The following is a 19,183-nucleotide window of genomic DNA, read 5'->3' as shown; positions in this document are numbered from 1 at the left end:
GAACAGAAATCTGATAGTAGGCCATTACAACTTGGGCAACCTAGCCATAGATAGAATAGTCCAATGCCTCGACGGGAAGTGTGTAGTGGTAAATCAGGCACAGCCAAGGGAAAGAACAACGCCTTACCTCGGGAGATCTTATTGTTTGTCTCAATAGAGACTAATACAGCAGTGATGTTGTGTGATGGACAATAAGAAGTCAGCAGAAGGCATAGTACTTTGAGAATGTACAACTCAAAGGAAGGCCTGAACTGAATATATCAAGAAGCAGTCACTAGACACTCAATCATGTGGAGTCATAGCAAGATGAAACTCATCTCTACGTCCCAAAGGGCAATACCGCAAGTAAAGCTCATGGATACGAAGAATGACAAGCATGGTCGGCATAGACAGGAGGGCGAGTCTTGGTGACCTCAACTTCGTTGATGGAGCAAATTTGCTCTTCAACCAATTTGAATCAAGCTCTTAGACGCGTGAAGAAGAACAAAGGGTGTGCAGGAGTCGACAAGCTCGACATCAACGCCACTATCTCAAGACTTCGACAGGCATCAAACGGGCAAGAGCTTCGCCAGATTCTTCTGGATGGAAGCTATCAACCTCAATCTGTTCTTGGTGTAGAAATCCCCAAAGCTAGTGGTGGCGTAAGGCAATTAGGTATCCCAACAGTCCTTGATAGGGTAGTCCAACAGGCAATCACATCAGTGCTGTCATGTATCTATGAGCCGAAGTTCTCCGACAATAGTTACGGGTTTAGACCCAACCGCAGTGCGCACCATGCATTGGCGGCCGCCAGTCGCTACATCCGAGAGGGTCGAGGTTATGTAGTAGATATAGACCTAGCAAAATACTTCGATACAGTGAATCACGATAGGCTAATGCACAGGCTGTCACAAGATATTGCTGATAAACGCGTGTTAAAGCTAATTAGGTCATACCTACAGGTAGGCATAATGCGACATGGACTAGTTGAGCAGAGACAACGAGGCACACCCCAGGGTGGGCCATTATCTCCGCTACTATCAAATATTGTATTAGATGAACTGGATAAAGAGTTAGAGCGTAGAGGGCATAAGTTCTGTCGATATGCAGATGACTGCCAAATCTACGTGCGTAGTGAGGAAGCCGCTCATCGAGTCAAAGAGTCGATAACGGAGTTCTTGGAGCAGAAACTAAAGCTGACGGTAAACCGTAAGAAAAGTGCAGCAACGAGAGTGACAAAGCGAACTTACCTAAGCCATCGCTTCCAGATAGACGGAACAATCGGGATATCGAAGACGGCACAAGCTCAAATGAAGAAGCGAGTACGTCAGATAACGAAGCGAAATCGAGGACGAGAGTTACAGGTGATAATCACGGAGTTAACTCAATATCTAAGAGGATGGCAACACTACTTCAAGCTTACTGTTCGTAAAAGTGCAATGCAGCGCTTAGATGAATGGATACGGCGTAGACTAAGGTGCTACCGACTAAAGCAGCGCAAACGCAGACACAGCATAGCGACATGGTTACAGCGACAAGGTGTAACGGAGCGTAATGCGTGGAAGCTAGCGATGTCAGATAAGGGTTGGTGGCATCTAGCTTTAACGCCACAGGTTAATCACGCCATGCCAATAAAATGGTTCGAGGGGTTGGGGCTGTACTCATTAAGAGATGGGTACGAGTCACTGAAAGTATATTCGGAACCGCCGTATGCGACCCACGCTTGTACGGTGGTGTGAGAGGACGGAGGCTGCGAGGCCTCCTCCTACTCGATTCTTACATTATTTCAGGTTACCCCATTATTGTAAAAGCAATGCCTTGTCGACGATATCTCATTGGGTTCAATTGTTTTCTTCTGTGGAAGAAAACAGCAATATCGGTCAGGTTTTTTTTTCGCTTTTATTAATATATCGATAATCGAAACCAAAGAGAAAAAGCATATGAAAACCATTCCACTTTTAGACTCAGAAAGTAACAGTGCTCGTTATGATGGGATCATCTCAACCATTTCAAGGTTCAGAGGAAGAGCTCCTGTTAATGAGCTAACACGTCGGTTTAAAAGTATTCTCAAAGTTAACCCTTGGATTACCTCAACGCTAAAAACTCAAGGAGATAACGAACTTTTTTGTCAATATGAAAATGTCATTAATGATATTTCACCATGGTTTGAATTTTATGATATCAATGACTTATTAAAGGCTGATAAGAGTATCGATAATCTTGTTGAAATGATCTCTCTTGGAGAAGATAGAGAGTTAATGGACAAGCTTTATGTTCTTCCTACAGAAGACTGCATAGATACCGATGCTCAACTGATAAAGTTCTGTCTAATAGAAGATAAAGATAAAAAAGAATTTGCAATAATATTTTCGATGAATCATATCATTTCTGATGGAACGAGTTATTATAATCTTTTAAATTCGTTAAGTTTCGATGAGGATATCATTCCTTTTAATTTTAAACGTAAATTAAATTTCACTCGATTGTGTTTTGACAAAAATCACTTTTCATTGAAAACAATGAAGGAAAATAAAAAACATAAATTTGTTAAAAAATTGAATCTAGAGATAATAGAAAAAATAAAAAAGATACAAATGAAATATTAGAAGATGAATGGGTTTCAACTCATGATGTTATAAGTTCTCTATTTTTCAATTCCGTAAAATCAGATGTGTCAATATACCCGGTGAATGCGAGGCCTCATATCGATTACCTGCGCGATATTGATGTGGGAAACTATATTAAGCCAGTTATTTTTAAAAATAAGCATGAGATGAAAGCACAGGATATTCGTCATGCAATAAATAAAATTAAGAATGATCCAGAAAATAATGAATCTTGTATAAATAAAAATGAAGATTGCTACATAAGTGATAATAGCCAAACGATTCAAAGTGAGAGTAAAGCCGCTCTTACAAGTTGGGTGCAGAGTTATAAGCAAATTTCATTAGGTTCTGAATGTTCTTACGTCGCTCATTACCCTCTCAAACCGAGTTATTTACATGGTGAGTCATTGAATGCATTTGAACACGGTGCCATTTTATTCTGTCTAAATTCTGCAGTATGGATACTGGCAGGGGTAACTTCTGATGTTTCTTGGTTAGAGAACAATGTTTTGTTTTTAGAAGGCTAATCTTGGTTTTAGTTTACCACCTAAATATAGTATTAAATTTATTTAATGAAAGGTGTGTGAATTTTTCCAGTGATGAACCTGGGAAATATTCCAAGAACAATTGCAGTTCGCAGGAGGAGAATGCAGCGTAAGTTCTGGTAGCAGTAGTTCAACAGGCACAGATGTTTCAGATAATGGTTGTAACAACTCGTCAAACAATAATAGAGGCCGACGTACAGAAAGTCGCGCTAACCTAAAGCCTAATGAGCCTGATGAATCTAATGAATCTAATGAAGCTGGTAATAACAGCACAGATGGAAGCTCTTCGGGGTCAGCAGCAGGATTATTGGATGAGTTACCTCAAGAGGCTGGAAGTGTTAATGAAGTGATGCTTTCAAATATTGATGATCTGAATGTACTGAATGAGAGTTATGTATCCCTTCTTAGTACTCAAGCATTGAATGATATCTTTAACAACACCCCTATGGATGATGTTTTGGACGCAAAGTATTCGGTTGATTACTCTAAAGGTCCATTTGGTGTTGAGACTGATGGGGAATCGGCAACAGTTGGTGGAGTCATTGACTTAGGTCCTGTTGAGGAAGGGCACGAATGTACTTTGTTAATTTGATGTAAACAAAACCGAAGCTCTGTAATCTTTGTCCCATACCGCTTTATTCATCTTCCTGGGTACTGACAAGTTCCCTTCGGATTTTCTAAACAAGTTCTGAACAAAACGTCTGCAACAAGCCATATTTAGTGCTGAATCTCCAGCATAAATACATTGTTCATCTTCTTTGAAAATAACGTCCAACGCCCAGTGCTGCTGGTTCTCGATGTGCCAGTGTTTTCTGGTCGCTTGTGAGGCTAACTCTAACGACAAGTGATCTGTGCAAATATAATACGATGTTTCATAACTTCCTTTCCCTTTGACACTTCTATCTCTCACCACTGCAACAACACTTTTAACGACAGACCACTTTTCTCTGAGTGCTTCACTGAAGGCTGCTGGGAGAACGTAAACCTCACGAACCTCTTTTCTGCCATGCCCTTTATCTTCGGTGATGTATGACTCTTGTTTATCTTCAGGCAAAGACCAATAGTCTTGGAATTGTGCATCCACTTCTGCAAGCAAACTGGGCTGATTCAGTTTGACTTGCACTAAGAAATCGCCACCTTTATCAACCACTTTATTCAGAGTTTCAACCTGACAATGCAGGGCATCAGCCGTTAATAGACATCCTTTTATATCTAAAGTATCTAACAGGTTTCTTATCGCTGTTAGCTCCGTCCCTTTGCCTTTACAGGGTTGATGTGTGAGGGTCAAACCTTCATCAACATCGAATGCCGAGACCATATAAAGGGGGTTATCTTGTTTGTTTGCTTTAGCACCTTTTAGTACCTTCCCGTCAACACTGATGATAGGTTGAGCATGCCTCTCTCTATGCAAATTAACCCAGCCCACCATAGCTTCTAAGAGTGTTTCAGGAACAATAGTCCTCATAATTGCTGCAATATTATGACGAGTAGGAAGGCCATTTTCGTAGGGGAAATACTCACGTAACCAGTCGATATTTCCTTCACCAAAATCCTTGATATCCGTCCACTTGTTTTGACCACAAAGCATGGCTGTTATGACAACAAAAGCGACTTCTATAACAGGGTAGACTTGGTTGATGTGCGAACGGGTATCTTTCACTTTTTTTAGCTGTTCAATGATAATCATGCGAGTTTCTCATATTTTTTATTTCATGATCTGATCGTGACTATCAGGAAAAGTTCCAATTGAAAATAAAGTTATTTATTTTCAATAACTAAAGTTCGATCCCGCCCTTCTGTTGAGGTGTCTGTTTCTCACGATTTGAATACGCAGAAAACTGTCGGTAAATTGAGTCTCGGTCCCAAATTAAATACTCCTGTAGGCTCTGTGAAGGGAGGGGTATATACTGACACAACAGGGGTTGTTGGAATGGAAGCCGCAGGTAGTGTTGGTAATACAACCATTAAGGGTAATGTTGAGGCAAGCATGAAGAGTGTCATAGACAATATTAGTGATATTGGTGCTAAAATTAACAATGCTATTAGAAATAAATTTTATTATAAATAAATATCAAGTTTAACATGTGATGTGATGTGATGTGATGTGATGTGATGTGATGTGATGTGATGTGATGTGATGTGATGTGATGTGATGTGATGTGATAAAGGATAGTGAATGAAATTAATGGCAGTTTTTTTTCTTTTTTTTATATACTCAACGAGTTCTTTTTCAAAGGAGCTTTTTGCTATGGAGAATGAGACAGAGGTGAGATTATGCAATAATTATAAGGATATACATCACTGTTTTACGGAAAATATTGAATCTAAAAGTGATAAAGATCGACTAGGTGCCATTGTTGTTTATTTAAATAATTATGAAAAGCTTCATAAGCTTTATGATTACAATGAAATTCTATTGAATCTAAGTGAAATGACATATAAAAGGAATTTTAATGCTTTGATCCTAGAAGCTTCTATATATTATTTAGGGTTTCATGTTGATAGGGATGTTAATAAAGCGGTGGCTTTACTTAAAAAGGTTCCAGAAGGGAAGTATAGTGCAGCTGCGTATGGGCTTCTAGGTAAGATTTATTTGTATATATTAAACTCAAATGATAAAAATAATAAAAAAAATGAACTATATATCCTTGCAAAGCAGAGTTTTTACAAATCTCACTTAATGGGGGAGGAATCATCAACAAGAGCTTTAGCTTTTATTATGCTTAAATATGGCGCAAAGGACGATTTTATTGAAGCTGGAAAGCTGCTCGAGTACCTAGCTAGTAAAGGTAATAAAGAGGATATGGACAGTTATGAAAAGTATCAAGGTTACTCAACAAAAATTCTGGATGATGTTGATTGATATTTTGATGATATAAAAATAAGAACGTGAGAATACCTTATCTTCGCTCTGTAAATAGTTGGATGGCTTAATTTTGGTATTAGGTGTGATGTTTTCAGTTACAGGATATAAGCCAACCATTAAGGTTGAAACTACTGGTGCACTTCATACTGTTATACTGCTGGGTTTGTTGCAAAAACTAAAATATTTTTGAGGTGCCTATTTGAGCTCCTCATATCAAGCATAAATACCAAAAATATAGAAGAGTTCGTTAACGAAGGTGGATCTCTCCTGTTCTTTTAGTTACGGCTCATCACACGTAACCAACGATCAATCTGGCTTTTATTCAACACCCGTATTCCTACAAAATCTTGAATCGTTGACCAAGCCTGCTCTCGCATGTTGAAGCCGCCTGTGGTTTCTATGAGGTTTTTAGTAGGGGAATGGTTAGACTCAATACCATTGTTAAGATATTTCATTTACCGGTATTCTATATCTTGCCATAAACGGCCTTTACGCTTGAGACTGGCAATGACGTTCCATAAGCCGGTTGGTTATTGGGTTAATCAGGGAAGCAAAATCCAGAGTTTTCCCGATAGCTTGCTAGAGGTAACGGAATTGGAATTCTGAGTTTCCCATAAAGCTAACTCAAGGATGAATCATAGCGAAAGCTGGGCGGGGAGCGAGGTTTTTGCAACAAACCCATTGGATTAAACTTGGTTTTTGTTATTTGAGTTCTGAATGGGTTTACATATCTTCATAATGGTTCAATATGCCACCGCATGTGCAGCCACTTTGCATTAATCCTTTGTTCTTTAGGTAAGCATAGTGAATGCGGCCCTGTCTCTCTTATCGAATAAAGCTCTTCCACCCAACAGAGCTGTACCATGAAACCGACATTCCGCACCTCATTTAGGAATAAATTGCTTCATATAGCTTACCTAGCAATTGAAGCAATCTCCTCTGATGGTCTTGAATGCCGGTGATAAACCATTGTTCGCCGAACTCAAGTGTATCGACCCCTTCAAATTTTAAAAACACCCAGCGAGCAGTTGGCTTAGATGTGGTTTTGTTCTTAACCATGCTTGGAAAAAATTCTTCAGTAACAGCCAACTCTTCACGTATCTTATGCTCGAGTCCAGCATAAACCATTAGGCTTAAGGTCATTATCATGAGTAAAGCTTCGATGCGTTGTGGTTTTTTTAAGAAGATAGATGATGTTAAAAACTCAGGGCTTTTAAGGAAGCGAAAACCTCGCTCGACTTTCTGTTGTGACTTGTAGTGTTCCAGTAACGCAGCCATATCGAGATCGGTACTTTCAGTATCATTGGTCGCAAGAATGAACATACCAACTTTAAGCTTCGCGAGTTTTACTTTTTCTAAATCAGTGAACGGATTTGCTTCAATTTTGTAGTGGTATCCAGTTGGAACCTCATCTTTTTTAGGGCGCCCTCGGCCAGCAAACTCGGGCACTTGCCGTATCTCACTTTGCTCGAAACTCAACAGTTGGCATTGACTCTGAAATTCACTCATAGCCTTTTGTGCATCAGTCGCACAGGCAAATTGTTTCTTAGCTAATTGAGCTAGAGATTTAAGCTCTTTGGTCAGATTTTTATCCAAATTTTTATAAAAAGTGGCTTCTTCTCGCTTTGTCGCTTGCTCGCTGTTCACTAACAACCATCGCTGCTTCACGTTGCCATAATCAGATTCAATCCAGTGCCCCGAATAACCATTACCGATAGGCTCTAATTGCGCTGGCGATAATGCCAGTAGAGCTTGTTTGGCCATTTTAATGGTCATTGGGACGCGTGTAATGAACTTCTGCTTTTGTTCATCAAGTGAGCAAATACTGTCTGACGTGTATAAAGCTGCATCAGCAATAAAGTAACGACTATTTTGCGCGGCTTTAAGACAGTGAATATGGCGCTTAGTGACCTCTGCAAATGCTTTTGCATCGTTCGTGTTTCCACTGAGAGCCTGCATATAAACAGGGAGCCCTGCTTGATTTTCACAAATTAATTCAAGGACAACCTGATTCAATTCAGGTCGGTGATCTCGACTATAACCTTTGACGAGTTGAATAGAATTAATGTCATCCTCTGCTGATTGAGCATATTCACCATCAACATGGAAACTCGTTATATCAAGGTGGACAGACTCTGTCTTGAGGCCCAATTTTTCAACGGTATGCTCTGCAATAACTTGATATAAAATAGATACATCAGCTTCAAATAAAGCATCTAATGTGCGCCCAAGAACATCATCAGTTAAGTGGTGCGCTTCTATGTTTTTAGCAAGCAGCTTTGATATTGGCTTTGTCTCGAAAAAGTCAGAAAACATATGCAATGTTCGACTATGGAAGCCCAAACCGTTCAAAATCATGGCTAGAACGGCATCACCGTGTGAGACATTATGCTCTGAATACTTAGGAATTATGCGGTCGATAAGCCCGGGTAAATCAATCTCATGACAGAATGCAGCGATTAATCCAAGATGATCTAAGCGTTTTATGACAGGTTGAGGAGCAGACATCGCAAGTTACCGGCAAATAAAAGTAATAGATCAAAACGGGGGATCTGCGTCAAGTCTCAACTGCAATCATTATTGATAAATGATCGTGGGATCACACTAATTAAAATGTAAGCGCGTCATAAACCCCGCATTCTAATCGCCTAGCGCGAAGAATAAGATCAAGTCTCCAACCATAAGGAGATTTGAAATGGGAAAACGACACACTAATCAAGAATGGCAAACGCTCATCGAGCAATCTGAATCGAGTTCATTGTCAACGCTTGCATTTTGTAAGCTAAATGAACTCAACCCCTCGACGTTTTACGCTAAGCGCCAGCAACTCAAAAAAGCAGATGTCTCTCAAGGCTTTGTACGGGCAGAGATCGTCGAAAAGACAACGAAATATCAAGCTCAAATAGCCACCGCTAACATGACACTTCTCATCAATGATGTGGAGTTGAGCATTCCTCAAGGCACGCCCGCTACCTACCTGGCAGAACTCATTGGAGCCTTGTCATGAAACATATGCTCAGCGCACCAGAGATTTATCTGTATCGTGAGAGTGTCGATTTTAGAAAGTCCATCAATGGCCTCGCGGCGATTATCGAAAGTGACACCGATTTACCCTTGGGAAGCGGCGCACTGTTCCTGTTCACCAATAAACAGCGCGACAAAATCAAAGTGCTGTACTGGGATAAAACTGGCTTTGCGCTTTGGTATAAACGCCTTGAAAAAGCCAAGTATAAATGGCCTACAAAAGAGAAAAATGAAGTGTTTACCCTGACTCAATTCGAGCTTGATAGACTGCTTTCTGGCTTCACGATTATCGGCCATAAACCCGTTCAAATAAACGATGTTACAATGACTTAATCGATAATAAAGCCTTATCTGCCAAGCGTTAACAGCATGATTTTAGTATAATAAATGCCATGAAAAAGACGCCAGATATCAACCCAGAAAGCCAAGATATTGCCAAGCTACAAGCGATGGTGAAAGCGCTGATGGCGTCAGAAAACCAATGGAAACAAGAGCGTCAATCTCTGCTTGAGCAACTCAAACTTGCTTTCGACCGCCAGTTCGCAAAACGCTCGGAGGCGTTAAAGCCTTACGATGAATCTCAAGGTGACCTCTTCAACGAAGTGGAATGTGAAGCCGCTAAGGGAGAGGTGGTTGAGGTAACAACGACCACAACGAAGAAGCGTGGTAAACGCAAGCCACTTCCAAAGACTTTGCCTCGTGAGGTTATCGAACTCGATTTAGACGACCATGAAAAACAGTGTGCATGCTGCCAACATAGTCTGCATAAAATCGGTGAAGACCGCAGTGAGAAACTTGAGTTCTCACCAGCCGTGCTCAAAGTGCTGGAATATGTTCGTCCTAAGTATGCTTGTCGTCAGTGCGAGCAAACTGAAGACAAAAGCCACATCGTTCAAAAGCCAGCGCCCCAGAGCATCATCCCTAAAAGCTTCGCGACAGAAAGCTTGCTAGCCAACATCATCCTTGGCAAATATCAATACGCAATGCCACTGTACCGCCAAGAGTCGCTGTTTACCCAGTCGGGTATCGAGCTATCACGAACCACGATGGCAAGGTGGGTTATCCAAGTCAGTGAGAAGTTCACACCGCTGTATGCGGCCTTGAAAGAGCATCTACTCCAACAAGTGGTGGTTCAGGCAGATGAAACGCCGCTCAATGTCCTCAAAGAAGATAAACAGTGTTATATGTGGCTCTACTGCTCGGGCGCAGACTCGCCCGACGCTGCACTGCCGAATGTAAAGAATATCGCCTTGTACGACTATCAAAACAGTCGCGCGAGGGCATGCCCTGTTGCCTTCTTGGGGGATTACAGTGGTTATCTGCAAACCGATGGCTATGGTGCCTATGATGGTCTTCATCACGTAACCAATGTTGGTTGCTTGGCACATGCACGGCGTAAGTTCATGGATGCTAAGAAGCTTCAAGGTAAAGGTAAGTCAGGCAAAGCAGATAAAGCGCTAGCCAAAATCCAGAAGCTCTATGGGATAGAATCGCGCTTAAGAGGTGCGACTGTCGAAACACGAAAAGCAGAACGTCAACTGCATGCCAAGCCGATACTGGATGAGCTGTACGAGTGGATGACGACTCAACAAGTGCTAGCGTCTAGCTCGCTGGGCAAGGCGATAAAATACACGCTCGGCCAATGGCCGAAACTTATCCGCTATATCGATGACGGTCATTTATCTATCGATAATAATCGTGCTGAACGCGCCATTAAACCGCTGGTCATTGGCAGAAAAAATTGGCTCTTCTCGAACACACCAAATGGTGCTGATGCGAGCGCGATGCTTTACAGCATCGTCGAGACGGCGAAAGCCAACGGCCTTATCCTCTACGACTACATGGTCAAGTGCATGAAAGAGCTAGCGAAAGCTGAGCCTGATATCGATGCGCTCCTACCTTGGAACTTCAAACATTAACAACATCGCCTCGTGGGTTCATGGGGCGTTTACATTAAAATCTAGAATTGGCTGCGGAATGACGGATGAAAATCAAATTCATCCTTTTTGCACTCGCCTGCTTCAACGCACATGCGTCCATTTCTATTCATACTCCCCCTGATGGGAGGCGAGTCATCGCGACGTCATCTGAAGAGGGGCACTTATATCAAGTGGATCGGCATATTTATGTGCAGACTACCGACAACTCATTTATTCAAACCGTTCAAGCCCACCTAAACGCCCTTAACAGTACCCCTTCTGGACGAGAAATTATCCGTCAGATTAATGATTATGCACCGATAGCACGACCAGGAGAGCAACCTGCTTATGCGATAGACGCGCCTAGTGAAGTTGCTAAGCAGATTCATTTGGTGTTTCGGTTATCTTTGTCTGGCTGGTCAAGGACTCGTCCACTTTTGTTCGATCCTGGCTTTCTCGCGAATGCTTCCAATGGTTTGGGAGTACCGGCTGTGATTTATCTGGCTCCAAGAAGCTCCTATTACATACCCGATAGTTTTGATATCGCAGATACCGTTGTTGATACCGGTCACCAAATGCTGCATGGCCGGGACTACTTGACGGGGTCATTCATTGAGGCAGCAACGACTCTTATTCGCTCTTTGGAGGGACAGGAAAGAAGGGTTGAACTGAGTGGCTCCGAGATATCAGCGGCTGGTCTTGCCTATAGCGATCCGCTAAATCCGATCGAAAAGCACATTATTACCCAAGAGCGATTAAGCGGTGTGAATCAACGCATGGCTTATCGACAGCAGTGGGTAGAGGCGTCGCGTCTTTCTCATTCGAGTGTTGATAGCCAACAGTTTGTCGATACGATGGAGTCTCTCAATGCAATGAATCGTGAATTGGCGGTGAGTGAGTTTCACTTGGCAATAGAGCGCGGAGCCCCGGTAAGAGACATGGTTTGGCCTAAAGAGATGTTTGACTATCAGATGGTTGCGCTTGATGCGCATGTACCAATATTAGGTAGTGAATTAAAGAGCACAGTCTCTAGGGCGTGTTGATCTTTCGTGAGTGTTTTTTGAACAGCATGGTAAAGAGTTATAATTTGCTTCGCCAAAAGTAAAACCATAACCAATACCATGCCAAGAACAATGCTAACTGATATTCGCTGGGAACTGCTACTCCAAGTTATGAAAAGTACAGGTCGTATTTACGATAAAACTGAACATCGAATGACATTTGAAGGAATACTTTATCGAATGAGAACAGGTATTCCTTGGCGAGATCTACCCTCTGAGTTCGGAGAGTGGAGTACCGTTTACAGACGATTTAATCTTTGGTCAAAGAAAGGGATTTTAGATAATCTTTTCAAAAGCTTATCTAGCATGGCTGACTTTGAATGGGTATTTCTTGATGGCTCTATAGTTAGAGCGCATCAGCATAGTACAGGTGCAGCTACTGAAAGTTCAGAGCAAATAGGAAAAAGTCGCGGGGGCAACTCAACCAAAATTCACTTAGCTGTAGATAGTGGTGGCCAGCCGATTTGCTTTGATTTATCAGAGGGACAACGCCACGATATAGTGCATGCCGAAAGCTTAGTTGAGCAACTCGATGAAGTTAATACCATCGTTTGTGATAAAGGATATGACAGCGAACTTTTCGGTACTTTTGTTAAGGAACGTGGCGGAGAAACAGTAATTGCTAAACGCAATTACGGACAAGATATAGACAAAGACAGTATGGATTGGTGTCTATACAAGTATCGTCACTTGGTCGAAAATGCCTTTGGGAGAATTAAGCATTATCGAGCTATTTCAAGTAGATATGACAAGCTAGAAAGGAATTATGCCAGCATGTTATCACTGGCATTCATGTTAATGTGGCTACCGATGTATTGTTGAACACGGAATGTACAGCAAAGATCAACACGCCCTAGTCAAGGAAACAACTATAAGATGTTTAAGAGAGTTAAACGTTTTATGACCTCGGGGGCAAAACCTGCGCTGGTTTTAAACCATGATTACCTTACTCATGCGGATCTAAAAAGCATCTCTATGCTCGATGCAGAGGTGTTTCGTATGGCTGCAAAATACCAATACCCCATTTATGTGGCGGTCCCTGAAAATCTCTCACCGTTGGAGAGTGATAACCTGCAAATGGCTATCTCGGCAAGACAAAATTTACTTGAGGCTTACGCGAGCTTTGAAGTACAGCCCATCAACACGTTGACCTTCTCATCAGAGGGCATCATCGCTCAGGATTTGGTGCAGCTTAGCAATCGCAGTCATGTCGTTTTATTTGGGATGGGGCAATCGGAGCACTTATTTCCTATCGCTCAATCATTGAAAGCATCGTTTAACCCCAAACTTATGATCAGTCGAGCCTCTAATGAGCTAACGCTTAACCCTAAGTTGAGCTTTGAGCGCGCACAAGAATGGCAAGCCTTGATGAAACGTTATGGCCAAACAGAATTTATGTCTTCACAGTTAAGCTCTGCTTCAAGTATTTGTCTTCCGGAGGCAATGTAATGATGATTTTGATTAGGCTGTTTATTGTATGGCTAATGATGAGTGGTGTTGCCCATGCGACGATATGTAACCTCGCTGATATAAAGGTAAAAAGTGAATTTGAGTGGATGGAAAGTCTCGATAGTGAGTTTTCTGACGATATCGCTAGCTTTAGTGATGAGGCGATGGCGTTAGAGGCCATCCCTGGAATAGATTTTAGTAACGCAGCGATTGGCGGGACTTCCTCTTCATGGATGTCAAACACGGATCAGATACTGTCGATTGGTATTGATGCCCAAGACATGATGGAGATAGAAGAAGCTGAGGCTGTTAGTCGTCTTGGAATGACCAATATTAAAACCAAAGTCGTAAAGCAGGTATTTAAAGAATCTTTCAAAACAGCCATGTTTATCGCTGATATTGGTATTCTTGGGCCTTGGTGGGAGAGTGTAACCCGCTCTGTGTATGACGATCATCAAACCGATCTCGATCGAGCGCAGAATTTTTTTAGTATCGTGCCAGCCATTAATGAAGCCGTAAGCTGGGTAGATTATCAATCTCACCGAGCGACTACTGATACAATAATTCGGCAAATGAACCAACAAGATTACTATCGTTATTCGGTATCAACACCCGATAAAGCCTCGTTGAGTAATAGTCAGAATACGTTAAAGCATGATTTTGAAACGTTGCGCTCTCATGCAACAGAAAATCTTAAACGTATTATCGATAATAATATTCTTCATTTCGATGCACTTTATATCGAGCAAGTTTTGGAGAAGCAGAATAAGCTCGATGTGATTCTTTCGCATATGGACTATGAGTTTTTCGCTACCCAGCTCACACGTTTGAACGGCATTAGACCAGCACAGCTTTCTGTGATTGGACAATCTCTATGCGGTATTGAACGGCAAAATGCTCAGGCCTATTTTGCAACAGGGGAAGGGGATAAAGCCACGATCAATCAGTCCTTATATCAGTGTCTAGCGAGCAATTTGCCCGGCCATCTTGGCACTCTGGTAGCGTTTAATGATGATGCGATGACCAATGGTTTGAGAAGCTTACTTCTGCGCAGTGAACGTGCAGCTGGACAAGAAATTTCCAATCTTATTCTTGATTGGCGAACCATTTATATAAATAAGAGTATTGAAACATCCACGACAAATGCGCGTTTTATGCGAGCGCAGCAGAGCTATAAGGACTATGCGGATGCCTTATATGAAAAAGCTCGGTTAGTGGCATTGGAGCGATTTGCTTCGGTTGTTTATCAGCACCCATATCCGTTGACCGAAGAAGAAATAGAAAGTGGCTCATTTCGTGTTGACGCGGGTTATATTTGCGGTGGAACGTACTGCCAAGATTACCCTGGGAAGTTAATTCAATTTGATGAGCGCCGCGACCCTGTTTTACGTTATATGCAAGACACTCCCTTATTTGATCTTGATATTCAGCAATATGTCCAACGAAGAATTCAACATGGCTGGACTGAGCAGGAGTTGAAGTATCCACTTGAGCAACTGTGGCATCAATGGCAAGCACGTCTCACAGAGCAAAGACACTACTTTTATAAAGGTAACCCCTCGCTGGATGTCATCAGTGCAAAATATCCTGCTTTGATAGAAGTATTGAGTAGGATCAACCCTGAGAGCACACCAGCTCAAGCCGTGGAGTACTTATCTCAACAATTGGACTACGAACTGAGCCAAGGCGCTTTCGAAAAAAGTTGGGATAAATTTGGTGACTTTATCTTCTCTGCGCTCTATAGACTTCGTCAGCAGCATACCGACAATATGTTGCCAACTATGTGGCAAAGGGATGTATTCGCTTCTCAACCGATCGAGGAGGGTGTATTGTTTAATGCTTATCTAAATAAGCCGCACATGTATTTTACCGTTAATCCTTGGTCAATGCGCCTACCCTTTTATCAATACCACCAGACGCCATTTTTGTTTGATGAAGTTTTGCACATGGAAGATGGTATGGAGATGACTGCGATTATCTCGTCAGAAACCGAAGGACTATTTTGGTCGCGCTTTAACCATAGGCTGGCTCAGATAGCGGAAACTCCTGAAGTGAGGTGGCGGCCCGTGATCCGTATTATTCTGTCTGATTATGTGCGTCAGATAGCGGAGATACTTGCACTAGCAGATCAAGACTAGGCTGACTTAAAACACAAGGTCTTTTCAGTCCACAGCTTTAGGGAAGCAGCTTTAAGCCGAACTCCCTAGAGCATCGCCAACCATAATTATGCGTTATCAAAAGGCCGAATCATCGAGATTCGGCCTTTTTAACGGTTGCATTCGCTGAGGTTGGCCCGTTGTCGTTATAACGAGGGCTCGCAAACTGGCATGTATTAAGCTTCTTGGTTGAAATACTCTAGCACCACTTCGTGGTGAGTCTTTGTCTTGAATTTATTGAAGACATGCTCAATCTGACCTTCTTCGTCAATTAGGAAGCTAATACGGTGCAGGCCATCGTAAACCTTGCCCATAAACTTCTTCTCACCCCACACACCGAATTGCTCAGCAACGTTGTGGTCTTCGTCAGATAGGAGTGTGAAGTTGAGAGATTTCTTGTCAATGAAGTTAGGTAGGCGTTTCACTGGGTCGATGCTGACACCCAGAACAACCACGTTTAGGTCATCCAGCTGTGCTTTGATGTCACGCAGGCCTTCTGCTTGCACGATACAACCTGGAGTCATTGCTTTTGGGTAGAAGTAGAAAAGGATCTTTTTACCTTTGAAGTCACCAAGAGATACGATATTGCCATCTTGATCCGGAAGAGAAAAAGCAGGTGCTGGAACACCAGCCGTTAGCGTATTCATGATATTTCCTTTTTAAAGACTGTTTTTAATAAAGTTGAGCGAGCCTTGTACGGATAGGCTCAGACACAGCGCGTCGAATTCTTCTTGTAGCTGCATCAAATTACATTCTGATTGCACAGAAGCGGTAATAGAGATATGGAATTGGTCGTTGTCGAGCTGAACCTTCGACTTATTGATGGTTCGGGCGCTCAGCGAGTTGAGTCCGATGTTACGGTCAGCAAAGAACTGAGTGAACTGCTCGGTCAAGCCGATTTTATCTTCTGACTCAACGAAGACCTCTACGGTATAAGAGTTCTCAATCACATCATGAGTTGAGGTGCGCTTCATTATCGTAATCAAGTCGTGCTCTTGACCAAGCAAAGGCAGAGTGGTTTCAACACGAGTGATGTTATTTGCCTTTCCAGACAGTAGCATGATAAGCGTAAATTCTTCGCCGAATAGGGCGATACGGCTATCAATAATGTTACAGCCTGATTGGGTGACCAAATGAACCACTTGGTTACATACACCTGGGCGATCAGTGCCCACAGCTGTGATTACTAGATGTTGAGTCATAAAATCACGTCTCTATATATTCCATTGATGCATGCATGTTAGCACAGTTAACAAGAGGAATAAGTGTGTGAGCGGAGCTTTTATCAGGCGTTTGCCTTCCGGTGCGCAACAAATGTCAGGAATATCGAGGAGGCTAAAAAAACAAGATAACGCTGCGCTGCTACAGCTTACCTGTTACTGACATCTAGTTTAGCCCTATCCGTTAGATTGAGCGTAGATGACCTAAATTTCAGATAGAACGGCGTTAGAAGTCGTTTTACCTCAAACATACGACAATATTTAATGCAGTTGTTGCCAGTAAGCCACTTTAATGTCTTGTGTTTATTGATCGGCTTACAGTAACATGCAAAAAGAATAAATTAAGGGAGATAGACATGTTTTCAGGAAGTATCGTTGCGCTAGTGACGCCATTTAATACAGATGGTGAAGTGGATTTCGACAGCCTTAAAAAGTTGGTTGAGTACCATGTTGCTGCAGGTAGTGATGGTCTGGTTGCGGTTGGCACAACAGGTGAGTCTTCTACGCTCACTATTGAAGAGCATGTCAAAGTCGTCAATAAGATCGTTGAATTTGCCGATGGTCGTATCCCTGTTATTGCAGGTACAGGCGCAAATGCCACTCACGAGTCAGTGTTATTTAGCCGTTTGTTGAACGGTTCTGGAATTGCTGGTTGCCTGAGCGTAACGCCTTATTACAACAAACCGACTCAAGAAGGTTTGTACCAACACTACAAAGCGATTGCTGAAGTGAGTGACGTTCCACAAATCCTATATAATGTTCCGGGTCGTACTGCCGTTGACTTGCTACCAGAAACGGTTGCTCGCCTTGCTGAGATCGAAAACATCGTTGCACTTAAAGATGCGACGGGTGATCTCGACAGAATTGCAATTCACCGTGAACTTTGTGGCGAAGACTTTATCTTACTAAGTGGTGATGACTTAACAGGCCTAGAATTTGTTAAGCGTGGTGGTGATGGTGTTATCTCTGTAACCAATAATGTTGCAGCTGCTGATATGGCAACCATGTTCAAACTAGCGGAAGAAGGTAAGTTTGAAGAAGCAGAAGCGATCAATGAGCGTTTGATGCCTCTTCACAAAAACTTGTTCGTTGAATCTAACCCTATTCCCGTAAAATGGGCGGTTCACAAATTGGGTCTGATTGCTGAAGGTGGCTTACGTCTACCGCTGACTGAATTGTCAAAGCCAGCTCAACCTGTTGTTGCTCAAGCAATGACTGAAGCGTGCATTTACTAAAACGTATGAAATGATGCCGAAGCAAAACTTCGGCATTTAGGAGTATAAATGAAGTATTCTCACCAGCTAGTGATTGGGTCACTGGCTGTTTTCGTTCTTACAGCATGTTCTGGTAGCCCGACTCAACGTCGCCAAGCCAAAGATGATTTCGAATACTTAGAAACACCTGAGTTTTCACAATGGCAACTGCCTGAAGATGCTCAACCTCAGTTCTACCCAAATTTTGATATCCCAAGCGGTGAATTCAGTGGTGGTACAGGTCGTCAAGTGGATATTCGTCCGCCTCAACAGGTTCTTGAACTGATCCCAGGTGCTCGTGCTGAGCGTCAAAACGGTGAAGTGACACTATGGCTTCTTCGTGCTGAAGAAGCAGGCCGAGTGTGGCAAACGGCGGTAGACATGCTAGCTCAGCGTGGCATTGGCATTCGTGAGCAATCAGAGAACGACATTGAGACCGATTGGGTAACTTGGGTTTCTGAAGACGAAGAAGTAGAGATTGGCAGCCGCTATTCTATCTCTCGTTCCCAAGCGAACAATCGTCATGGATTCAAGATTAACCTGATTGATTGGCGTGAAGGTTCTGAAGAGAAACCTGTATCGGCAACTAATAAAGAGCGTTACAACGCGTTCCTAACGAACCTTGTGATGGCTAAGTACGATGAAAACCTTCGTGCTGAAGCTGCACTGAAAGCGCAAGAGTTAGTGAAGCGTATCCCTATTTCAATGGGTGCTGACCGCAGTGGTTTCCCTGTGATTATCGCGCGTACGCCTTACAACGTATTGTGGCAACGCTTGCCTGAACTGCTACCTCAAATGGGCTTCGAGCTTGAAGAGCGTAATCAGTCTCAAGGTACCATAAAAGCGAAATACGCAGCGCCTGATGATGAGTTCTGGGAAACAATTGGCCTACAACCTATTGATCTAGCGTCAGGTACTTACACCTTCTTGTTTGGTGATCTTGGTAACCGTACGTCGATCAACGTAACGGATGCATCAGGTAAGCCAGTAGAAGAAGAGCTACTGAAGTCAATGGTTCCGATATTGGCACACGTTGCTGATCAAACCAAAGATAAGAAAGAAGCAAAAGCTGAATAAGCCCTGAGCTGATTTTGATAAATAAAAA

At 42.5% G+C, this 19,183-nt stretch carries 20 protein-coding genes; 15 read left to right on the top strand and 5 right to left on the bottom strand.

The window, feature by feature from the left end:
- Positions 1-425 precede the first annotated feature (425 nt).
- The 4 genes from ltrA (at position 426) to ACMAZD_RS13315 (ending at position 3,722) form a co-directional block, all read left to right on the top strand.
- Positions 426-1,718, top strand: a complete 1,293-nt coding sequence (gene ltrA, locus ACMAZD_RS13330) for a group II intron reverse transcriptase/maturase (protein WP_435249317.1) — start codon at positions 426-428, stop codon at positions 1,716-1,718.
- 201 nt (positions 1,719-1,919) lie between these two features.
- Positions 1,920-2,585: a hypothetical protein gene (locus ACMAZD_RS13325; protein WP_435247582.1), complete on the top strand. Its 666-nt coding sequence runs from the start codon at positions 1,920-1,922 to the stop codon at positions 2,583-2,585.
- A gap of 122 nt (positions 2,586-2,707) precedes the next feature.
- A complete protein-coding gene (locus tag ACMAZD_RS13320; RefSeq protein ID WP_435247581.1) occupies positions 2,708-3,112 on the top strand; it encodes a hypothetical protein in 405 nt (134 codons plus the stop codon).
- 100 nt (positions 3,113-3,212) lie between these two features.
- Positions 3,213-3,722: a hypothetical protein gene (locus tag ACMAZD_RS13315; RefSeq protein ID WP_435247580.1), complete on the top strand. Its 510-nt coding sequence runs from the start codon at positions 3,213-3,215 to the stop codon at positions 3,720-3,722.
- On the opposite strand, the gene ACMAZD_RS13310 is transcribed toward ACMAZD_RS13315, so the two are convergent.
- Complete coding sequence (locus ACMAZD_RS13310) at positions 3,714-4,817, bottom strand: ISAs1 family transposase (RefSeq protein WP_435247579.1); 1,104 nt, start codon at positions 4,815-4,817, stop codon at positions 3,714-3,716. The two genes, ACMAZD_RS13315 and ACMAZD_RS13310, sit on opposite strands and share 9 nt — an antisense overlap.
- A gap of 117 nt (positions 4,818-4,934) precedes the next feature.
- Between ACMAZD_RS13310 and ACMAZD_RS13305 the strand changes: the two genes are divergently transcribed.
- Positions 4,935-5,198 carry a hypothetical protein gene (locus ACMAZD_RS13305; RefSeq protein WP_435247578.1) on the top strand — a complete coding sequence of 88 codons (264 nt, stop codon included), beginning with the start codon at positions 4,935-4,937 and terminating at the stop codon, positions 5,196-5,198.
- 108 nt (positions 5,199-5,306) lie between these two features.
- The gene (locus ACMAZD_RS13300) at positions 5,307-5,993 is read left to right on the top strand and encodes a hypothetical protein (RefSeq protein WP_435247577.1); all 687 of its coding nucleotides are present in this window, start codon (positions 5,307-5,309) and stop codon (positions 5,991-5,993) included.
- 278 nt (positions 5,994-6,271) lie between these two features.
- Here the strand turns inward: ACMAZD_RS13300 and ACMAZD_RS13295 are convergent, their stop codons facing one another.
- Positions 6,272-6,451: a DDE-type integrase/transposase/recombinase gene (locus ACMAZD_RS13295; RefSeq protein WP_435247576.1), complete on the bottom strand. Its 180-nt coding sequence runs from the start codon at positions 6,449-6,451 to the stop codon at positions 6,272-6,274.
- 433 nt (positions 6,452-6,884) lie between these two features.
- A complete protein-coding gene (locus tag ACMAZD_RS13290; protein ID WP_435247103.1) occupies positions 6,885-8,504 on the bottom strand; it encodes an IS1634 family transposase in 1,620 nt (539 codons plus the stop codon).
- Between the two features lie 187 nt (positions 8,505-8,691).
- On the opposite strand from ACMAZD_RS13290, the gene tnpA reads away from it, so the two are divergent.
- From tnpA to ACMAZD_RS13255, 7 genes are all read left to right on the top strand, one after another.
- Positions 8,692-9,003, top strand: a complete 312-nt coding sequence (gene tnpA, locus ACMAZD_RS13285; RefSeq protein ID WP_016767112.1) for an IS66 family insertion sequence element accessory protein TnpA — start codon at positions 8,692-8,694, stop codon at positions 9,001-9,003.
- Positions 9,000-9,353, top strand: a complete 354-nt coding sequence (gene tnpB / locus ACMAZD_RS13280) for an IS66 family insertion sequence element accessory protein TnpB (RefSeq protein ID WP_435247104.1) — start codon at positions 9,000-9,002, stop codon at positions 9,351-9,353. Before tnpA ends, tnpB begins: the two co-directional genes overlap by 4 nt.
- A 59-nt stretch (positions 9,354-9,412) precedes the next feature.
- Entirely contained in the window at positions 9,413-10,939 is a 1,527-nt protein-coding gene (tnpC, locus tag ACMAZD_RS13275; RefSeq protein ID WP_435247105.1) for an IS66 family transposase, read from the top strand.
- A gap of 65 nt (positions 10,940-11,004) precedes the next feature.
- Positions 11,005-11,982 (top strand): hypothetical protein, encoded by a 978-nt coding sequence (locus ACMAZD_RS13270; RefSeq protein ID WP_435247575.1) that lies wholly within the window; start codon positions 11,005-11,007, stop codon positions 11,980-11,982.
- A gap of 78 nt (positions 11,983-12,060) precedes the next feature.
- Entirely contained in the window at positions 12,061-12,822 is a 762-nt protein-coding gene (locus ACMAZD_RS13265; RefSeq protein ID WP_435247574.1) for an IS5 family transposase, read from the top strand.
- Positions 12,823-12,876: 54 nt separating this feature from the next.
- On the top strand, positions 12,877-13,449 hold the full coding sequence (locus ACMAZD_RS13260) for a hypothetical protein (protein WP_435247573.1): 573 nt from the start codon (positions 12,877-12,879) through the stop codon (positions 13,447-13,449).
- Positions 13,449-15,587, top strand: coding sequence for a hypothetical protein (locus ACMAZD_RS13255; RefSeq protein ID WP_435247572.1), 2,139 nt, complete (start codon positions 13,449-13,451; stop codon positions 15,585-15,587). The genes ACMAZD_RS13260 and ACMAZD_RS13255 overlap by 1 nt, the downstream gene beginning before the upstream one ends.
- 194 nt (positions 15,588-15,781) lie before the next feature.
- On the opposite strand, the gene bcp is transcribed toward ACMAZD_RS13255, so the two are convergent.
- Positions 15,782-16,252 carry a thioredoxin-dependent thiol peroxidase gene (gene bcp, locus ACMAZD_RS13250; protein ID WP_435247571.1) on the bottom strand — a complete coding sequence of 157 codons (471 nt, stop codon included), beginning with the start codon at positions 16,250-16,252 and terminating at the stop codon, positions 15,782-15,784.
- 12 nt (positions 16,253-16,264) lie between these two features.
- Positions 16,265-16,807, bottom strand: a complete 543-nt coding sequence (locus tag ACMAZD_RS13245) for a glycine cleavage system protein R (protein WP_435247570.1) — start codon at positions 16,805-16,807, stop codon at positions 16,265-16,267.
- 374 nt (positions 16,808-17,181) lie between these two features.
- On the opposite strand from ACMAZD_RS13245, the gene dapA reads away from it, so the two are divergent.
- Both dapA and bamC read left to right on the top strand, forming a co-directional pair.
- Positions 17,182-18,060: a 4-hydroxy-tetrahydrodipicolinate synthase gene (gene dapA / locus ACMAZD_RS13240; protein ID WP_435247569.1), complete on the top strand. Its 879-nt coding sequence runs from the start codon at positions 17,182-17,184 to the stop codon at positions 18,058-18,060.
- A 48-nt stretch (positions 18,061-18,108) separates the two neighbouring features.
- Positions 18,109-19,155, top strand: coding sequence for an outer membrane protein assembly factor BamC (gene bamC / locus ACMAZD_RS13235; RefSeq protein ID WP_435247568.1), 1,047 nt, complete (start codon positions 18,109-18,111; stop codon positions 19,153-19,155).
- Positions 19,156-19,183: the final 28 nt, after the last annotated feature.

Source organism: Vibrio sp. nBUS_14 (genome assembly GCF_051201655.1).
Classification (GTDB): Bacteria; Pseudomonadota; Gammaproteobacteria; order Enterobacterales; family Vibrionaceae; genus Vibrio.
This window is presented reverse-complemented; position numbering and strand designations above follow the sequence as displayed.